General features: G+C 66.4%; 14 protein-coding genes. 11 read left to right on the forward strand and 3 right to left on the reverse strand.

Annotation, left to right across the window (positions count from 1 at the left end):
- The first annotated feature begins 114 nt into the window (after window positions 1-114).
- The 4 genes from ACLB6G_RS07960 (at window position 115) to ACLB6G_RS07975 (ending at window position 4,238) form a co-directional block, all read left to right on the forward strand.
- Window positions 115-966, forward strand: a complete 852-nt coding sequence (locus tag ACLB6G_RS07960) for a transketolase (RefSeq protein ID WP_410355610.1) — start codon at window positions 115-117, stop codon at window positions 964-966.
- Complete coding sequence (locus ACLB6G_RS07965; protein WP_410355611.1) at window positions 963-1,994, forward strand: transketolase family protein; 1,032 nt, start codon at window positions 963-965, stop codon at window positions 1,992-1,994. The genes ACLB6G_RS07960 and ACLB6G_RS07965 overlap by 4 nt, the downstream gene beginning before the upstream one ends.
- Window positions 1,995-2,038: 44 nt before the next feature.
- Entirely contained in the window at window positions 2,039-2,794 is a 756-nt protein-coding gene (locus tag ACLB6G_RS07970; protein WP_410355612.1) for an SDR family NAD(P)-dependent oxidoreductase, read from the forward strand.
- A gap of 172 nt (window positions 2,795-2,966) precedes the next feature.
- Window positions 2,967-4,238 (forward strand): O-antigen ligase family protein, encoded by a 1,272-nt coding sequence (locus ACLB6G_RS07975; RefSeq protein WP_410355613.1) that lies wholly within the window; start codon window positions 2,967-2,969, stop codon window positions 4,236-4,238.
- Here ACLB6G_RS07975 and ACLB6G_RS07980 read toward each other — a convergent pair.
- Complete coding sequence (locus tag ACLB6G_RS07980) at window positions 4,222-6,267, reverse strand: oxidoreductase (protein WP_410355614.1); 2,046 nt, start codon at window positions 6,265-6,267, stop codon at window positions 4,222-4,224. The genes ACLB6G_RS07975 and ACLB6G_RS07980 overlap by 17 nt on opposite strands.
- An 81-nt stretch (window positions 6,268-6,348) precedes the next feature.
- On the reverse strand, window positions 6,349-7,905 hold the full coding sequence (locus tag ACLB6G_RS07985; protein ID WP_410355909.1) for a trimethylamine methyltransferase family protein: 1,557 nt from the start codon (window positions 7,903-7,905) through the stop codon (window positions 6,349-6,351).
- A gap of 127 nt (window positions 7,906-8,032) precedes the next feature.
- On the opposite strand from ACLB6G_RS07985, the gene ACLB6G_RS07990 reads away from it, so the two are divergent.
- Window positions 8,033-8,995 carry a LysR substrate-binding domain-containing protein gene (locus tag ACLB6G_RS07990; protein ID WP_410355615.1) on the forward strand — a complete coding sequence of 321 codons (963 nt, stop codon included), beginning with the start codon at window positions 8,033-8,035 and terminating at the stop codon, window positions 8,993-8,995.
- On the opposite strand, the gene ACLB6G_RS07995 is transcribed toward ACLB6G_RS07990, so the two are convergent.
- Window positions 8,941-9,630, reverse strand: coding sequence for a TetR/AcrR family transcriptional regulator (locus tag ACLB6G_RS07995; protein WP_410355616.1), 690 nt, complete (start codon window positions 9,628-9,630; stop codon window positions 8,941-8,943). The genes ACLB6G_RS07990 and ACLB6G_RS07995 overlap by 55 nt on opposite strands.
- A 137-nt stretch (window positions 9,631-9,767) precedes the next feature.
- On the opposite strand from ACLB6G_RS07995, the gene ACLB6G_RS08000 reads away from it, so the two are divergent.
- The 6 genes from ACLB6G_RS08000 to ACLB6G_RS08025 all read left to right on the forward strand — a co-directional run bounded on the left by ACLB6G_RS08000 (window position 9,768) and on the right by ACLB6G_RS08025 (window position 16,318).
- Window positions 9,768-10,832 (forward strand): C4-dicarboxylate TRAP transporter substrate-binding protein, encoded by a 1,065-nt coding sequence (locus ACLB6G_RS08000; protein ID WP_410355617.1) that lies wholly within the window; start codon window positions 9,768-9,770, stop codon window positions 10,830-10,832.
- A 91-nt stretch (window positions 10,833-10,923) separates the two neighbouring features.
- Window positions 10,924-11,466 (forward strand): TRAP transporter small permease subunit, encoded by a 543-nt coding sequence (locus tag ACLB6G_RS08005; RefSeq protein WP_410355618.1) that lies wholly within the window; start codon window positions 10,924-10,926, stop codon window positions 11,464-11,466.
- Entirely contained in the window at window positions 11,466-12,773 is a 1,308-nt protein-coding gene (locus ACLB6G_RS08010; protein ID WP_410355619.1) for a TRAP transporter large permease, read from the forward strand. Before ACLB6G_RS08005 ends, ACLB6G_RS08010 begins: the two co-directional genes overlap by 1 nt.
- A gap of 61 nt (window positions 12,774-12,834) precedes the next feature.
- Window positions 12,835-13,605, forward strand: a complete 771-nt coding sequence (locus ACLB6G_RS08015; RefSeq protein WP_410355620.1) for a cyclase family protein — start codon at window positions 12,835-12,837, stop codon at window positions 13,603-13,605.
- A gap of 11 nt (window positions 13,606-13,616) precedes the next feature.
- Window positions 13,617-14,579 carry a fumarylacetoacetate hydrolase family protein gene (locus ACLB6G_RS08020; RefSeq protein ID WP_410355621.1) on the forward strand — a complete coding sequence of 321 codons (963 nt, stop codon included), beginning with the start codon at window positions 13,617-13,619 and terminating at the stop codon, window positions 14,577-14,579.
- 128 nt (window positions 14,580-14,707) lie between these two features.
- On the forward strand, window positions 14,708-16,318 hold the full coding sequence (locus tag ACLB6G_RS08025; protein WP_410355622.1) for a GMC family oxidoreductase: 1,611 nt from the start codon (window positions 14,708-14,710) through the stop codon (window positions 16,316-16,318).
- Window positions 16,319-16,321: the final 3 nt, after the last annotated feature.

The following is a 16,321-nucleotide window of genomic DNA, read 5'->3' on the forward strand; positions in this document are numbered from 1 at the left end:
CGGACCGGACAGTTCTTCAGTCCTGCTTCATACCTCTGTAATTTTTCGCGAACGACGGATGCCTTGCAGCGGTATATCCAGCAAACCGGGAAATGCCACAGGGAGGAGCCCGACATGGATGCCGGCCGTCCGCAACGCGCTTCGAACATGCCGCTTGCGTTGCGCGCATGGAACATCCGCCGCAAGGCGCTGCTGATGGCAGAGGTGCAGGGCCAGGGCTATGTCGGCCAGGCGCTGGGCATTGCCGACGTCCTCGCCGCAGCCTATTTCCACGCGCTCGAATATCGCGCCGAGGATTCCGGATGGGAGGGCCGCGACCGTTTCTATCTCTCCATCGGTCACTACGCCATCGCGCTCTACGCGGCGCTGATGGAGGCCGGCATCCTGCCGGAAGACGAGCTTGAAACCTACGGCATGGATGACAGCCGCCTGCCCATGTCCGGCATGGCGTCCTACACGCCGGGAATGGAGATCACCGGCGGGTCGCTCGGCCAGGGACTCGGGATCGCGGTGGGCGCCGCGCTCGGCCTGAAGCGCAAGAAGAGCCCGGCCTTCGTCTACAACCTGATGTCGGACGGGGAACTGGGCGAAGGCTCGACCTGGGAAGCGGCCATGTCGGCGGTGCAGCACGGGCTCGGCAATCTCGTCTGCCTTGTCGATTTCAACGACCAGCAGGCCGACGGCAGGACCACCGACGCGTTGGCCCGCATGCCGGAAGAAGCGAAATGGGCGGCCTTCGGATGGCATGCGCAGCGGGTCGACGGCAACGATCTGGACGCCGTCGTGGCTGCCTTCGACGCGGCGCGCGATCACCCCGGGCCGCAGCCGCGCGTCATCATCTTCGACACGACCATGTGCAAGGGCGTCGATTTCCTCGAAGCGCGCGAGATTACCCATTTCGTGCGCGTCGAGCCCGATGAATGGGCCAGGGCGCTGGCCGTCCTGGAAGAGGAAAAGCCGTCATGACGCTTGCCTCGATGAAGCGGAAACACGAGCCGCGCAAGCCGCCCGCTACAAAGGCAGCCACCTCCGCGATGATCGCGTCGCTGGCGGCGGAGGGCTATGAAACGGTTTCCGCGCCCTTCGGCCACGCGCTGGTCGAGCTTGCCCGCAAGGACGAGCGGGTCGTCGGGCTGACAGCCGACCTGGGCAAGTATACCGACCTGCACATCCTCGCCGAAGCCCTGCCCGACCGCTTCTACCAGATGGGCATGGCCGAGCAGCTTCTGATGTCGGCGGCCGCCGGCCTTGCGCGCGAGGGTTTCCTGCCGTTTGCCACCACCTACGCGGTGTTCGCCGCGCGGCGCGCCTACGACTTCATTGCCATGGCGATCGCGGAGGAGAACCTGCCGGTGAAGATCGCCTGCGCCCTGCCCGGCCTGACCACCGGCTACGGCCCGAGCCACCAGGCGACCGAGGACCTGGCGATCTTCCGCGGCCTGCCGAACATGACGATCATCGACCCGTGCGATGCCGACGACATCATTGGCATGGTGCCGCAGATCGCCGCGCATGACGGGCCTGTCTACACCCGGCTGCTGCGCGGCAAGGTCCCCTCGGTGCTGACCCGCCACAAGCCGGACTACCGCTTCCAGCTTGGCAAGGCCCAGATGATCCGCGAGGGCCGGGACGTGCTCGTCGTCTCCACGGGCATCATGACCATGCGCGCGCTCGATGCCGCGGTGCTGCTGGCCGGACAGGGCATCGAGGTGGCGGTGCTGCATGTGCCGACCATCAAGCCGCTGGATACGCCGACCATCGTGGGCGAGGCGGCGAAAGGCACGCGGCTGGTGGTGACGGCGGAAAACCATACGGTCAATGGCGGACTGGGCGAGGCCGTGGCGCGCGCCCTGCTCGTCAGCGGCGTAACGCCGACCTTCCGCATGATCGGCCTGCCCGACGCATTCCTGGAGGCCGGGGCTCTGCCGACGCTGCACGAGATGTACGGAATTTCCACCGCCAGGGTGGCGGAACAGATCAGGGGCTGGCTCTGAGCCACGCTCCACGACCAGACGCATCGAAACAGGAGACAAGGGCCATGGGCCTGCTTGAAGGAAAGTTCGCGATCGTCACCGGCGCGGCCAGCCCGCGCGGCCTTGGCAAGGCGACGGCGAAGCTGTTCGCCGAACACGGCGCGACGGTCGCCATTCTCGATCTCGACGCCGACGCGGCGAAGGCCGCGGCAGCCGACCTGCCGGGCGGAGGCCATGCGGGCCTGGCCTGCGACGTGACCGACAAGGCGGCCTGCGAGGCCGCCGTTGCGGAACTGGAAAGGCTCCGGGGGCGGATCGACATCCTGATCAACAATGCCGGCATCACCCAGCCGCTGAAGATCATGGACATCCAGCCGGAAAACTACGACGCGGTTCTCGACGTGAACCTGCGCGGCACGCTCTACATGAGCCAGGCCGTCATTCCGGGGATGCGCCGTGCCGGGTCCGGCTCCATCGTCAACCTTTCATCGGTTTCGGCACAGCGCGGCGGCGGCATATTCGGCGGACCGCACTATTCCGCGGCCAAGGCCGGCATCCTCGGCCTGACCAAGGCCATGGCGCGCGAACTGGCGCCGGCGGGCGTGCGCGTCAACGCCATCTGCCCCGGCTTCATCGCCACCGACATCACCGCCGGCAAGCTAACGCCGGAAATGAAGGAGCAGATCCTGGAAGGCATCCCCATGGGGCGTGCCGGTGAGGCCTCCGACGTGGCCGGCTGCGCCCTGTTCCTTGCTTCGGACCTGTCGGCCTACTGCACCGGAACGGAAGTCGACGTGAATGGCGGGTCGCTGATCCACTGACCGGCCTTGCAAGCCGGTCCGGACCTTGCCGGGCCGGTCCCGCCGCCCGGCGGTGTCCGAAAAGCCGTTTCCCCTTTTCTCCGGACATGCTTAAACGCATGAGGTCAATTCGTGGACCGGCCGTGACCCGAGAGCGGGACGGCCGGCCCGTACCGTTCGCGTCCCGGAGCCCATGCGCGCCTATCCCGCCCTGATCCTGCGCTATCTCACATCGCCCGGCGGCCAGGCGCTCGTGGCGGCCAATCTCCTGTTCGCCGTTTTCGTTGCCGGCGGCGTGCCGCTGGCCGGCAGCGGTGTCGTCGTGGCGATTGCCATCACCATGGGCTGGGGCGCGCTGCTGCTGCTGGCGCACCGAATCGCGCTTCCGGCGCACCGGCAGGCGTGGCTGGCGGCGGGCGCTTTCGCGCTTTTCTTCTTCACCGAGGCCTTCACCACGGTACTGGCAGGGCTGGGCGAAGACGGGCTCAAGGAGATCGGCGAAAACCTTCCCTTCCTGGGCGCTCTGCCGCTTTTCGCGCTCCTTGCCGTTTCTGGCCGGCGTCTCCTGGCAGCACTCCCGCCCGGCGCAGCCGCAGGCGCGATCGCCGGCCTGGCCGCGGTGCCGCTGTTCCCGTTTCACGCCGGCATGCGGATCGAACTGATGGCCGGAAATCCGCTGGTGCTCGGGCTTGCCGCAGCGGTCATGTACGGTCTGGCCGTCGATGGCGTGATCCGCCTGACCGGGCGGTTGCGCTGGTTCTGCCTGGCGGGCGCGCTGGCCGCGGCGGCGCTGGTGATCCTGAGCGGCAGCCGCACGTTCTGGATCGCGCTGGTCATGTCTCCCGCCGTGCTGGCCGCCATCCACCTTCGCCCCGGCAAACGCTCCGCCCTGCCGCTGGCCGGGGCACTGATCCTGATGGGCGCGGCCGGTCTTGGCGCCTACGCTTTTCTTCCACCCGTTCACGAACGCTTGCAAGCGGTCGTCGCCGACGTCGAAAAGGCCCGGCAGGGCGATCTGAACACCTCGTTCGGCCAGCGCCTCATCCTGTGGCGGTCCGCCGTGAGTCTCATCGCGGAAAAGCCGCTCGTCGGCCATGGCGGCGGCGACATTCCGGCGCTGATGGCCGAACGCAATGCGGAACTGAGCCGCTACGACTTCGCCATGACCCATTTCCACAACGGCCTGCTGAACGTCATGGTGCGTGGCGGGGCCGTCAACCTCATCGGTTTCCTGGCCGCCTTTCTCGCACCGCTCGTCCTGCTCTGGATGAACCGGAACCATGCAGACGGAAGGAACGCCCTGGCGGCCGGATGCGCGCTCTACATACCCTACGTGCTGAGCGGGACGACCGGCATCGCCTTCGGGCACGACATCCACGATTCGCTGTTCATCGGGCTTTGCGTGCTCTGCCTGCACGCTTCTTTCGGCAGCGGTGCGACGTCGCCGGCTAGAGATCCTTCATGAAGCGCAGGCCGTCATAGATGGCCGCATGGATGTTGCGCGAGGCGACGGCATCGCCGATGCGCACGAGATCGAATGCGGCGCCTGGCCTGCCTTGGGGGAAAATCGCTCCGCTTCCCGCGACGAGTTCACCATAGTCCACGGCTCCCAGGTTGCGCGACAGCGGCTTGAGCGCATGGTAAAGTTCGTCCAGCGGTGCGGTGCCGTGCTCGACCACGACCATGTCGGCGAGCCTTTCCTCGGCATGGGCTTCGTCATAGGGAGAGCCCAGTGTGGCCACGAGCCTGTTGCCCTGCCGATGCACACCCGTCAGCTTCGTCGCAATGGTGATGCGTGCCCCGCCCTTCTGCAGTGCCTTCATGTAGGGGACAAGGTTCATGCCGCCGACATCGGGCGCAAAGAAGCGTTCCGGCGAAACCAGTTCGAGCTTCGCCCCGGCGGCCAGGACAGCCTCTGCCGCGCCCATGGCCTGATGGCCGCCATGGTCATCATAGACCAGCACCTCGCCCTGCGGCTTCACCGCGGCTGAAAGGATGTCCCAACTGGAAACAACGAGATCGGCACCTTCCTTCATGGGCGGATTCTGCGGCACCCCGCCGGTGGCGATCACCACGAGATCGGGCTCGAGTGACAGGACATCCGCCTCCTCCGCCCAAGTGTCGTAGCGGATGGCAACGCCGAGGCGCTCCAGTTCGGACAGCCGCCAGTCGATGATGCCGAGGAATTCGCGACGGCGCGGGTTCTGAGCGGCGAGGCGCACCTGGCCGCCCGCCTGTCCGGACGCCTCCAGCACCGTGACGTCATGGCCGCGTTCGCCCAGCACGCGCGCGGCTTCCAGTCCGGCCGGACCGGCACCCACCACGACGGCGCGGCGCCTCAGCCCTGCCGCCGGCGCGATGACATGGGGCATGGACGCCTCGCGGCCGGTGGCGGCGTTGTGGATGCACAGCGCCTCGCCACCCTCGTAGATGCGGTCCAGGCAATAGGTCGCGCCGACGCAGGGGCGGATGCGGTGCTCCTCGCCGCTTATCACCTTGCGCACGATATGCGGCTCGGCGATATGCGGCCGGGTCATCCCCACCATGTCCAGCTTGCCCTCCGCGATGGCATGGCGGGCGGTGGCGACATCGGCGATGCGGGCGGCATGGAAGACAGGGAATTTCGTTGCGGCGCGCACCTCGCCGGCGAAATCCAGATGCGGGGCGGAACGCATCCCCGACACCGGAATGACATCGGTCAGCGGCGCGTCGTGGTCGATATGCCCGCGGATGAGATTGATGAAGTCGAGCTTGCCAGAGGCGGCGATGCGGCGCGCGATTTCCATGCCCTCGGCCTTTGTCAGCCCGCCTTCCCGGTCTTCGTCGGCCACCATGCGCGTGCCGACGATGAAATCCGGCCCGACCTCGGCGCGGATGGCATCGGCGACCGCCCAGAAGAAGCGCAGCCGGTTGTCCAGCGAACCGCCCCATTCATCCTCGCGGCGATTGGTGGCGGGCGACCAGAAGGCGTCCACCAGATGGCCGTAGGCCTCGATCTCGATGCCGTCGAGGCCGGCTGCCTTCATACGGGCCGCGGCGGCTGCGAAATCGGCGATGATGCGCGCGATGTCCCAGTCCTCGATCTGCTTGGGAAAGGCGCGGTGGGCCGGTTCGCGCACCGGCGACGGCGAGACGACGGGTAGCCAGTCACCCTTGTTCCAGTTGGTGCGCCGGCCCAGATGGGTCATCTGGATCATGACCGCGCAGCCGTGTTCGTGGCACTCGTCGGCAAGGCGCTTCAGCCAGGGCACGATCTCGTCCTTGTAGGCGAAGAGGTTGCCGAAGGCCGGCGGGCTGTCGGGCGAGACGATGGCCGAGCCGGCGGTCATGGTCAGCGCGATGCCGCCCTTCGCCTTCTCGACATGGTAGAGACGATAGCGGTCCTTCGGCATCCCGTCCTCCGAATAGGACGGTTCATGCGCGGTCGACATGAGGCGGTTCTTCAGCGTCAGGTGACGAAGCTGGAAGGGCTGGAGGATGGGATCGCTGGACATGGTCAGGCCGTCAATCGGGTTTCTTCGGTCAGGGCGGGCCATTGGCGGACGATGAAACCGTGCCCGCCGCGGCAGCGCGGATCAATACCACGCGTCATCCATGGAGGCCTTGCGGCGGGCGATGAAGTCGCGCAGGGCCTCGCCGATTGCCTCGTCGAGCGGCGGCACCTCGAATTCGGCCAGGCGTTTCTTCCACAAAAGGTTGGCGCGCGTCATCGCATCGACCGAGCCGCCGAGTTCCCATTTCTCGAACGGATCGTTGTCGGCGATCTCGCTGTCCCAGAAGGCCGACTGGTAATTGCCCATGGTATGGGCGCAGCCGAAGAAATGATTGCCGGGGCCGACCTCGCGGAAGGCCTCGAAGGCCAGTTCGTTGTCATCCACCTTCACGCCATCGAGATAGGAATGCAGCGCGCCGCAAAGGTCCGCATCCATCATGAACTTCTCGTAGGACATGGACAGCAGGCCGTCGAGGAACCCGGCCGAATGAAGGATGAAATTCGCGCCGCAATGAATGGCGGCGAGCATGGACATGGTGCCCTCGTTCATCGCCTGGGCGTCAGGCAGTTTCGAGGTGGTGAAGTTGCCGGAGCAGCGCAGCGGCAGGTTCAGCCGGCGGGCAAGCTGGCCGACGACCATGGAGCCGATGGCCGGTTCCGGCGTCCCGAAGGTGGGCGAGCCCGAGCGCAGCGACATGGAGGACAGGAAGTTGCCATAGACGACCGGCGCGCCGGGGCGTTCCAGTTGGGTCAGCGCGCATCCTGCCATGGTTTCGGCATGGGCCTGCGCGATGGCGCCGGCATTGGTGACCGGCCCCATGGCGCCGCCCAGGATGAATGGCACGACGACGCTGCCCTGGTTGGCGCGGGCATAGGCGCGCAGCACCGTCGTCATCGTCGCATCCCAGACCAGCGGCGAGTTGACGTTCATATTGCCGAGAATGACGCAATTGTCCTCGACGAACCCGGCCCCGAAGACGATCCGGGCCATGGCGATGGAATCCTCGGCGCGTTCCTCGGCCGTGATGGAGCCCATGAACGGACGGTCCGAAAAGCGCAGATGCGCATCGATCATATCGAGATGGCGCTTGTTGACCGGCACGTCCACCGGTTCGCAAATGGTGCCGCCGGAATGGTGGAGCCATGGCGAGGACTGGGCAAGCCTGATGAAATTGCGAAAGTCCTCGATGGTGCCGTAGCGCCGCCCCTTGTCGAGATCCATGACGAAGGGCGAGCCATAGGCCGGTGCGAAGACCACGTTGCGGCCACCGATGCGGACGGAGTTGGCCGGGTTGCGGGCGTGCTGGGTGAACTCGGCCGGTGCGGTCTTCAGGATTTCGCGCAACATGCCAACGGGGAATTTCACCAGTTCGCCAGAGACTTCCGCGCCGGCCTTGCGCCAGAGATCGAGCGCCTCCGGGTCGCCCCGGAACTCGATGCCGATCTCGGCGAGAATCCGGTCGGCGGTTTCCTCGATGCGCACGAGGCTTTCCTCGCCAAGGATGTCGTAGGTGGGGATGTTGCGCACGACATAGGGCCGGCCGATGCCCTGTGGCCCGTGCGAGCGGGCTTCCACGCGGGCATTGCGGCCCCGGCGTTCGCGGCGCAAAGGCGCGGCGGCAGCGACCGTTTCGATCATGATGTCTTCTCCCATGCCCGCTTCCATGATCTCCCCCTCCGATACACGCTTCGAATGCATTCACGGTAACCGCTCGGCGGGTGCCCGTGACGCTGGAAAATCTTCATCATTTGTATAAGCTGGGTTTATGCAAAGCCTGCGCCACCTGCTGCCCTCCGCGGGCGCCCTCATCGTCTTCGAAGCTGCCGGGCGGCTTTCATCCTTCACGCGCGCGGCGCGGGAACTGGGCATGAGCCAGGCGGCTGTCTCCTATGCCATTCGCGGCCTGGAAGACCAGTTGGGCGTGCCGCTGTTCCTGCGCGAGCACCGCAAGGTGCGGCTTTCCGAGGCCGGTGAACGCTTCTTCACCGACGTGACGCTGGGGCTGAACCACATCCGCAAGTCGGCGGAGGAATTGCGCTCGCTGGGGACGGGCAGGAACGTCACCGTGCTGGCATCAACGGCCTTCGCCTCCTTCTGGCTGATGCCGCGCCTGCAGGATTTCCGCGAGGCCCTGCCCGACATCGACATCCGCATCCAGACGTCGGATCGCGACATCGATTTCCAGAGGGAAAACATTCCGCTCGGCGTGCGCGGCGGCGTCCCGGCCCAATGGCCGGCCTATGACAGCATGCTGCTGGCGGCGGAGGAAATCTATGCCGTCGCCAGTCCGCTCTATGCGCAACGCCACGGGCTGCCGGAAACGCCGCAGGATCTCGTCCACCATCGCCTCATTCACCTGGAAGAGCCTTACCGGGATGCAACGGACTGGAAGGACTGGCTGAAAAGCGCCGGCGTGGCGGCGGAGGTGGCGCCGCGCGCCCTGCTCATCAACGATTACGTCCTCGTCATCCAGGCGGTGATGGAGGGCCAGGGCATCGCGCTCGGCTGGCGCCACCTGGTACAGCGCCTTGTCGATACCGGCCTGCTGGTCCGGGTGACGGGGCACGCGTTGTCGACCGCCTACGGTTTCCACATCCTGTGGCCGAAGGGGCGGGACCTGTCGCCGCAGGCAGGGCGCGTGCGCGACTGGATGGCGGCGGAAGCGGCGAAGGCTCAGGCCGAGACGGCGCGTTCGATCCCGCCTGAGCAGAAGTCGATCAGCGTCTGACGGTGGCGGGCCAGCCTGTCGCCGGTATCGGCGGCGGGCAGGACATCGCCATGGGCAGCGAGAGCGGCCATGCGCGTGGTGGACGCCACGGTGGAAAGCATGGCGGCCACCGACATGACGAAGGCTGCGGCCAACCTTTCACGCGGGGCCCCCGGATAAAGCGCGGCGATCTCGTCGAGGAAGACCAGCGCCATGGGATCATAGAGATCCTTGACGGCCGGATACCAGCGGCTGTCGCCCGCGGTATGCGCGATCAGGCGCGCATAGGCCAGCCATTGCGGGTCTCCGGCGCTAGCGCAATCGATATAGGGGTCGATGTAAGCTGCCATGAGGTCGCGCAGCGTGATCGCACCCCTGCCCTTTTCGGCAAGCAGCCGGTCAAGCGCCGCCCTGCGGCCAGCGGAAAGCATGTCGACGCGCCGCTTCAGGATGGTTGAGAACAGCGCTTCCTTCGATCCCGAATGGAAGCCGACGACGCCCAGCGTCACCTCCGCCTCCTGCGCGATCTGCCGGATCGAGACGGCGTCGAAGCCATGGTCGGCGAAGAGGCGCTCGGCGGCATCGAGCACGCGCTCGCGCGTCGCCTCGCCGCGCAGCACCCGGCCATCCTCACGCTGTCTTCCGCCTGCCTTCACGCCGGCCTCCATGATCCCTTGACAATTAATACATACGTACAGATAGTTTTCCAGTCCCTGCGCACGGCGGATGCCACGCGGGACGACGTCCGGGTTGGGAGGCCCGGCATCACACCAGGTCATTTGGGAGGACCGTCATGCTTCGCAGAACCATCATGGCCGCGGGCCTGCTCGCCGCCAGCTTCCTGTCTTCGCCAGCCGCACATGCCGACGAGATCGACATCACGACCGTCGCCGGCCATCCGCCGGTCTTCCTGTGGGTGAAGCTCATTCCGGAAGCCTTCATCCCGGCGGTCAACAAGGCACTGGAAGGCTCCGGCCACACGGTGAACTGGACGGAAGCCTATGGCGGCACGCTGGCCAAGGTGGGCGGCGAACTGGAGGCCATGGAAGAGGGACTGGCGCAGATCGGCGTCGTCTCCAGCCTGTTCGAGGCCTCGCTGCTGCCGCTGCAGAACGTCTCCTATGTCACGCCGTTCCATTCGCCCGATGCGGCCGTCGTCTTCGATGCCATCGAGGAGATGCACGAGGAAATTCCCGACATGCGCAAGCTGTGGGAAGACAAGGACCTGGAATACCTCTCCGGCGGCTTCGGGCTGGAGGATTATTTCCTGATCACGAAATTCCCGGTCAAGTCCATCGACGACCTGAAGGGCAGGAAGATCGGTGCGCCCGGACCGGCGGTCAACTGGCTCAAGGAAACGGGCGCCGTCGGCGTTTCGGGCAACCTGACCACCTATTACAACGACCTGCAGACCGGCGTGATCGAGGGCGTCGTCGTGTTCCCCACGGCAGCCGCGCCGGCCAAGCTGGTCGAACAGGCGAAATACATCACGAAGGTGCATTTCGGCGCTCAATATGCCGGCGCGCTGGTCGCCAAGAAAAGCTGGTTCGAGGAACAGCCCGAAGCCGTGCAGGATGCCATCCGGGCGGGCGTCGCCGCCTATGCCAAGGCCTACCGTTCGGGCCTGGAAGAGCGGGTGGCCGGGGCCTATGCGGCGCTTGAAGCCGCCGGCGCCGAAATCTCGGAGATGGACCCGGCGGAGCGCAAGCGCTGGGCCGACACGCTGCCCAACATCGCCATGGAATGGGCCAAGGCGCAGGATGCAGCGGGACTGGCCGGGACGGAAGTCCTCAAGGCCTTCATGGCCAAGCAGGAAGCGGCTGGCGAGACGCTGATCCGCGACTGGTCGAAGGAATGATGCGGCCCGCCTGAGCCCCTCACCGGGGGCGCGGCAACGGCCCGCGTCCCCGCCCTGCCCCACAGTCATTGCCAGCCGCACCAGGCCTGCCATGCCCAGACACCCGACCAATGCCCTTGCGCGCCTGTTTTCCGGCGTCACCGTGCTGGCCAATGTGGCGGCGACAGCCTGGATCATCCTGCTGATGGTGCTGATCGTCGCCGATGTGCTGGGCCGCAACGTCCTTGCCGCGCCGATCGCAGGCGTGCCGGAAATGGTGAAGTTCTCCATCGTGGGCATCGTCTTCCTGCAGATCACGCATACCCACGTGAGCGGCCAGATGATCCGGTCCGACGGATTGCTGAACGCCCTGATACGACGCCGCCCGCGCCTCGGCCATGCACTCGACGCGCTGGCGCAGGCGACCGGCGCGGCGCTGACGGCAGCGCTTGCCTGGACGGTCTGGCCGCGTCTGATCAAGGCATATGATCGCGGCGAGTTCGAGGGTGCGGTCGGCCATTTCGTGCTACCTGTCTGGCCGTTCCTCGCCATCATCGTCGGCGGATCGGCGCTGCTGTCGCTCTCATACCTCATCCAGTGCTGGCAGGCGGCGCAGCGGGCACGGGCCGGCACGGGCATGGCGGAGGAAGGCTGATGGAGCCGCTGACCATCGGCATGGTGTCGCTGGCCGCCATCCTCATCCTCATCTGGGGCGGCATGCATGTGGCCATCGCGCTGTCCACCGTTTCGCTGTTCGGTGTCTGGGCGATCACCGGCAAGCTCAATCTCGCGCTGAACTTCGTGGCGCTGGCGGCCACCGATTCCATCGCCGACTATGCCTTCGGCGTGGTTCCGCTCTTCGTGCTGATGGGCATTGCCGTGTCGGAAACCGGGCTTGGCCGCGACACCTTCGCCGTCATCGCCCGCATGATGCGCGGCCTGACGGGCGGGCTCGGCATTGCCACGGTCTTTTCCAACGCCGTCTTCGCCGCCATCACCGGCATTTCGATAGCCTCGGCGGCCGTCTTCGCGAGGGTCTCGGTGCCGGAGATGATCCGGGCAGGCTATGACAAGCGCCTCGCCGCGGGCGTCGTCGCCGGATCGTCGGTGCTCGGCATGCTGATCCCGCCAAGCCTGCTGCTCATCCTGTTTGCCGTGCTGACCGACAGTTCCATCGGCGAATTGTTCCTGGGCGGCATCGGCCCCGGCCTGCTGCTGACCGCCGGCTTCGCGGCCTGGATCGTCTTCATCGGGATGACCCGGCCAGAGCGGGTCGGCAAGGGCGCGCTTGCCGGCGAAGGTGAAGGCGAACACGTGCGCCGGCGCATGCTGCTGCCGGTCGTCTTCCTGGCGGCCATCGTTCTGGGTGGCATCTATCTGGGTTTCTTCACGCCGACGGAGGCCGGCGCTGTCGGCGCCTTCGCCGCGCTTGCCATCGCATTCGCCATGCGCCGCCTGGATGCCGCGCGCGCCTGGCGGATCACGGTGCAGACCGGGCATATCACCGCGGCGGTGTGCTTCCTCATCATCGGCGCGGCCATTTACGGGCGGATGCTGGCCTTTTCCGGCGTGCCCGGTGCTGTGACCAACTGGGCGACGCAGGCCGGCCTCGGGCCGTTCGGCTTCCTGCTCCTGTTCAGCGCCATCCTCGTCGTGCTCGGCACCATTCTCGACAGCGCCTCGATCATGCTGGTCACTGTGCCGCTGGCCTTCCCCATCGCGCAGGGGCTGGGCATCGATCCGGTGCATTTCGGCCTTATCACCGTCATGGCCATCGAGATCGGCCTGCTGACGCCGCCGCTCGGCATTTCCGTCTTCGTCGTCACGTCCACCCTCAAGGGCACGGGCGTGGAACTGAAGGACGTTTTCATCGGGGCGGCGCCCTTCGCGCTGGTCATGGCGGTTACGCTCGTCGCCGTCATCGCGTTTCCCACCATCGTCACCTTCATCCTGGGGCGGTAGACATGCGCCCTCCCCGCCACCCGGACGGGCTCGCGCGGCCCGGCAACCACGGAGCAAGACCATGAGAATCGTCGACCTCTCCAACCCGCTGGAAAACACCGACTATGCCGATCCGCCGGGGCTGGGCCCGAAGATCGCCTATTTCGGGCATAACGACACGGCGGAACAGCTTCTTTCCTTCTTTCCCGGTGTCACCCGCGACCAGCTTCCCGGCGGCGAGGGCTGGGCGGTGGAACAGGTGACGCTGTCCACGCATAACGGGACCCACATCGACGCGCCCTACCACTACCATTCCACGATGGACGGCGGGAAACGCGCCATCACCATCGACGAGGTGCCGCTGGAGTGGTGCTGGGGGCGCGGGGTGAAGCTGGATTTCCGCCATTTCGCCGACGGTCACGTGGTGACGGCGGACGAGATCGATGCGGCCTTCAAGGCGATCGGCCATGACCTTGCCGCAGGCGACATCGTGCTCGTCAACACCGCCGCCGGGGCGGCCTACGGCCAGCCGCATTACGTGGCGACGGGGTGCGGCATGGGCCGGGAAGCCACGCTTTATCTCACCGACCGGGGCGTGCGCGTCTGCGGCACGGATGCGTGGAGCTGGGACGCGCCCTTTGTCCATACGGCGAAACGGGTGGCGGAGACGGGCGACGCCTCCCTGATATGGGAAGGCCATCGTGCCGGCATGGTGCACGGCTACTGCCATATCGAGAAACTGGCCAATCTCGACAGCCTGCCTGCAACCGGTTTCGAGGTCGCGTGTTTTCCCGTGAAGGTGAAGGCGGCGAGCGCGGGCTGGTGCCGGCCGGTCGCCATCTTCCGGGATTGAGGAAAAGCACCATGAAACTTGCCACCTACGAGAAAGACCTGCAGCAGAGAATCGGCGCCGTGGTGGACGATGGCGCCGCGCTCATCGACCTGAAGGCAGCCGCCGGGGCCGAGGCGCGCGGCTATCTGGACACCATGGTGAGCCTGATCGAGGCGGGGGCGGACGGCATGGCCATCGCCCGCATGGCGCTGGAAAGGGCAGGCCCGCAGCACCGCATCGCCATGGGCGACGTGAAGCTGCTCGCACCCCTGCCCGTGCCGCCGCAGATGCGCGATGCCTCGGTCTACCCGCTGCATGTGCGCCAGGCACCGGCGGGCATGCAGAAGCTGGCGGCAAAGCTGCAAGGCCAGCCCGAGCCTGAGACCAGACTGCCCGACGACGTGCCCGCGGTCTATCGCGACCTGCCGATCTACTACATCACCAACCGCTTCTCGGTGATCGGGCCGGAGGCGACGGTGACCTGGCCGCGCTATTCGAAATTCATGGATTTCGAGCTGGAATTCGCCGCCGTCATCGGTTCGCGCGGCAAGAACATTTCCAGGGAAGACGCCTTCGACCACATCTTCGGCTACACGATCTTCAACGATTTTTCGGCGCGTGACGCACAGTTGAAGGAAATGCAGGGCATGCTCGGTCCGGCCAAGGGCAAGAGCTTCGACAGCGGCAATGCGCTCGGCCCGTGGATCGTCACGCGCGACGAGATCCCCGATCCGCAGGCGCTCAAGGTGGAGGTGCGCGTCAACGGCACGCCGTGGATGACGTCCGACACGTCGGGCATGCTGCACGGCTTCGACGCCATCATCGCCCATGTCAGCGCCGACGAGACGCTGCATCCCGGCGAGGTGATCGGCTCGGGCACGGTCGGCAATTGCTGCGGACTGGAGCAGAACCGCTACCTGCAATCCGGCGACATCGTGGAACTGGAGGTGGAGGGCATCGGCGTCTTGCGCAACATGGTCGTCGCGCAAGGATAAGGCCGGGGGCGTGCGCGGATGCGCCAACCGGTTTGCACCGCCTGCCCTTTTCCTTGCGCGCCCGGCAGTCCATCATGGCGTGGCAGGAGGATGCCGCGCGGTTCCCGCGGCGGCAACAGGGGGAGGCCATGGCAGCCATCGGTGAGTTCGACTATGTGATCGTGGGCGCGGGTACGGCGGGCTGCGCGCTGGCCAACCGGCTGTCGGAGGACGCCTCCCGGCGCGTGCTGCTGCTGGAGGCCGGCGGCAAGGACGACTACATCTGGGTGCATGTCCCGGTCGGCTATCTCTACTGCATCGGCAATCCGCGTACCGACTGGGGCTACAGCACGGAAGCGGAAAAGGGCCTGAACGGGCGCTCGCTGCTCTATCCGCGCGGGCGCGTGCTCGGCGGCTGCTCCTCCATCAACGGCATGATCTACATGCGCGGCCAGAAGGGCGACTACGACCACTGGCGCCAACTGGGCAACACGGGCTGGGGCTGGGACGATGTGCTGCCCTACTTCAAGAAATCGGAGGACTATTACGCCGGACCGGACGAGATGCACGGCGCTGGCGGCGAATGGCGGGTGGAGGAACAGCGGCTGCGCTGGGACATTCTCGACGCCTTCCGCGATGCCTGCGTGGCCGCCGGCATTCCGGCAACCGACGACTTCAACCGCGGCACCAACGAGGGCGTCTCCTATTTCCGGGTCAACCAGCGCAATGGCTGGCGCTGGAACACCGCCAAGGCCTTCCTGCGCCCGGCCATGAACCGGCCGAACCTGACGGTGATGACGAATGCACAGGTCAGCCGCCTCATCCTTGACGGCAAGCGCGTGACCGGCGTTGCCTTCACCCGGAACGGCCAGGCCATGGAAGCAAAGGCGCGCGGCGAGGTGATCCTGTCGGCAGGGTCGCTCGGCAGCGTACAGATCCTGCAATTGTCCGGCATCGGCCCTGCCGGCGTCCTGCAACAACACGGCATCGAGGTGCTGCACGCGATGGACGGCGTCGGCGAGAACCTGCAGGACCATCTGCAACTGCGGATGGCCTTCAAGGTGAGCGGCGTCGACACGCTGAACCAGCGCGCCGCCTCGCTGTTCGGCAAGGCGAAGATCGGGCTGGAATACATGCTGAAGCGCACTGGACCGATGTCGATGGCGCCCTCGCAGCTTGGCGCGTTCACGAAATCCGATCCGTCGCTGGACTATCCGGACCTGCAATACCACGTGCAGCCGCTGTCGCTGAACAAGTTCGGCGAGCCGCTGCACCCATTCCCTGCCTTCACCGCCTCGGTGTGCAACCTGCGTCCGCACAGCCGCGGCCATGTGCGCATCCGCTCGGCCGATCCGGCGGCCCATCCGGTCATCCAGCCCAATTACCTTTCCACCACCCACGACCAGCAGGTCGCAGTGCGCGCCATCCGCATCACGCGCGGGATCGTCTCGCAGGAACCGGTGCAGCGCTACAACCCGGAGGAATTCATGCCGGGGCCGCAATACCAGAGCGACGAGGAACTGGTGGAGGCCGCAGGCGCCATCGGCACGACCATCTTCCACCCGGTCGGCACGGCCAGGATGGGGTCCGATCCGATGGCGGTGGTCGACGAACGCCTGAAGGTGCACGGGCTCGACGGCCTGCGCGTGGCTGACGCCTCCATCATGCCGACCATCACGTCCGGAAACACCAATTCGCCGGTGCTGATGATCGCGGAGAAGGCCGCCGACATGATCCGCGCGGATGCAAGGGCGGCCTGAGCG

It is taken from the genome of Zhengella sedimenti, assembly GCF_046506625.1.
Classification (GTDB): Bacteria; Pseudomonadota; Alphaproteobacteria; order Rhizobiales; family Rhizobiaceae; genus Zhengella; species Zhengella sedimenti.

Bases quoted from the DNA above. Each gene is read 5' to 3' on its own strand.
- ACLB6G_RS08005 (WP_410355618.1), top strand. From the start codon at position 10,924: ATGCCCAGACACCCGACCAATGCCCTTGCGCGCCTGTTTTCCGGCGTC.
- ACLB6G_RS08015 (WP_410355620.1), top strand. From the start codon at position 12,835: ATGAGAATCGTCGACCTCTCCAACCCGCTGGAAAACACCGACTATGCC.
- ACLB6G_RS08000 (WP_410355617.1), top strand. From the start codon at position 9,768: ATGCTTCGCAGAACCATCATGGCCGCGGGCCTGCTCGCCGCCAGCTTC.
- ACLB6G_RS07965 (WP_410355611.1), top strand. From the start codon at position 963: ATGACGCTTGCCTCGATGAAGCGGAAACACGAGCCGCGCAAGCCGCCC.
- ACLB6G_RS08020 (WP_410355621.1), top strand. From the start codon at position 13,617: ATGAAACTTGCCACCTACGAGAAAGACCTGCAGCAGAGAATCGGCGCC.
- ACLB6G_RS07960 (WP_410355610.1), top strand. From the start codon at position 115: ATGGATGCCGGCCGTCCGCAACGCGCTTCGAACATGCCGCTTGCGTTG.
- ACLB6G_RS07990 (WP_410355615.1), top strand. From the start codon at position 8,033: ATGCAAAGCCTGCGCCACCTGCTGCCCTCCGCGGGCGCCCTCATCGTC.
- ACLB6G_RS08025 (WP_410355622.1), top strand. From the start codon at position 14,708: ATGGCAGCCATCGGTGAGTTCGACTATGTGATCGTGGGCGCGGGTACG.
- ACLB6G_RS07985 (WP_410355909.1), bottom strand. From the start codon at position 7,905: ATGATCGAAACGGTCGCTGCCGCCGCGCCTTTGCGCCGCGAACGCCGG.
- ACLB6G_RS07980 (WP_410355614.1), bottom strand. From the start codon at position 6,267: ATGTCCAGCGATCCCATCCTCCAGCCCTTCCAGCTTCGTCACCTGACG.
- ACLB6G_RS07970 (WP_410355612.1), top strand. From the start codon at position 2,039: ATGGGCCTGCTTGAAGGAAAGTTCGCGATCGTCACCGGCGCGGCCAGC.
- ACLB6G_RS08010 (WP_410355619.1), top strand. From the start codon at position 11,466: ATGGAGCCGCTGACCATCGGCATGGTGTCGCTGGCCGCCATCCTCATC.
- ACLB6G_RS07975 (WP_410355613.1), top strand. From the start codon at position 2,967: ATGCGCGCCTATCCCGCCCTGATCCTGCGCTATCTCACATCGCCCGGC.